1 protein-coding gene is annotated in these 1,326 nt (G+C 67.6%); it reads left to right on the forward strand.

All coding sequences use genetic code 11. The features are described 5' to 3' along the window. Positions 1–165 precede the first annotated feature (165 nt). Positions 166–1,281 (forward strand): DUF475 domain-containing protein, encoded by a 1,116-nt coding sequence (locus QH283_RS00355; protein WP_280501021.1) that lies wholly within the window; start codon positions 166–168, stop codon positions 1,279–1,281. Positions 1,282–1,326 lie beyond the last annotated feature (45 nt).

Consider the following 1,326-nt stretch of genomic DNA (forward strand, 5'->3'; position numbering starts at 1 on the left):
GTGCCAGGCAACGGCTTCGTGGCCGCGCGCACAGCCCCGCTCACCTGCCATCCGGCCGCCTCTTCGTCGGCAGAAGCGGTCACAAAAGATGGACATCCCCGCACCGACCGGCCACGCTGTAACCCGACCCTGCCGATTCACCATCCATCCATGAAAGGTCCCCGCGTGGTCCTGCGCATTTTCGGCCTGTCCGGCCTCGTCACAGTGGTATCGCTGGTCGTGGCGTTCCTCTATGGCGGCCCCACCGCGCTGTTCTTGTGCGCGATCCTGGGCATCCTCGAAGTCTCCCTGTCCTTCGACAACGCTGTCATCAACGCCACCGTCCTCCAGCGGATGAGCGAGTTCTGGCAGAAGATCTTCCTCACCATCGGCGTGTTGATCGCCGTGTTCGGCATGCGCCTGGTGTTCCCCCTTGCCATCGTCTGGGTGACCGCGGGCCTCAACCCGATCGACGCGCTCGACCTGGCACTGAACCCGCCGCCGAACGACGCGCCGTACTTCGACGACGGCCGGGCCAGCTACGAGACCCTGCTGACCGACGCGCACCCGGCGATCGCGGCCTTCGGCGGCATGTTCCTGGCCCTGCTGTTCCTGAACTTCATCTTCGAGGAACGCGAGATCACCTGGCTGAGCTGGCTCGAGCGCCCGCTCGCCCGCGCGGGCAAGCTGGACATGCTCGCGATCGTGGTCGCGGGCGGCGGCCTGGTGCTGGCCGCGGAGTTGCTCGCCGACGAGGACAAGCGCGCCACAGTGCTGCTGTCCGGTCTGCTCGGCATCATCGTCTACATCGCGGTGGACGGCCTCGGCACCATGTTCCACACCGAGGACCTCGAGGAGGAGGCGAGCGGCGGCCCCTCGGATCTGGCCAAGGCCACCGGCAAGGCGGGCTTCTTCCTGTTCCTGTACCTGGAAGTGCTCGACGCCTCGTTCTCCTTCGACGGTGTCATCGGCGCGTTCGCCATCACCTCCGACCCGATCATCATCGCGCTCGGCCTCGGCCTGATCGGCGCCATGTTCGTCCGGTCCATCACGGTGTACCTGGTGCGCAAGGGCACGCTCTCGGAGTACGTCTACCTCGAGCACGGCGCCCACTGGGCGATCGGCGCGCTGGCGACCATCCTGATCGTCTCGATCGGCGTGCACATCAACGAGATCATCACCGGCCTGATCGGCGTGGCCTTCATCGGCGCGGCCTTCATCAGCAGCGTGCTGCGCAACAAGCGCGACGACGACGGCGCGGGCGAGATCGAGGACGAGAAGTCCGTGGCCCCGGTCTCCTGACCTGCCCCCGCACCCGGGGGGGGGGGCGGCCCGGGGGGGGGGGGC

Source organism: Nocardia farcinica, from assembly GCF_029867845.1.
In the GTDB taxonomy this organism is placed as follows: domain Bacteria; phylum Actinomycetota; class Actinomycetes; order Mycobacteriales; family Mycobacteriaceae; genus Nocardia; species Nocardia farcinica_A.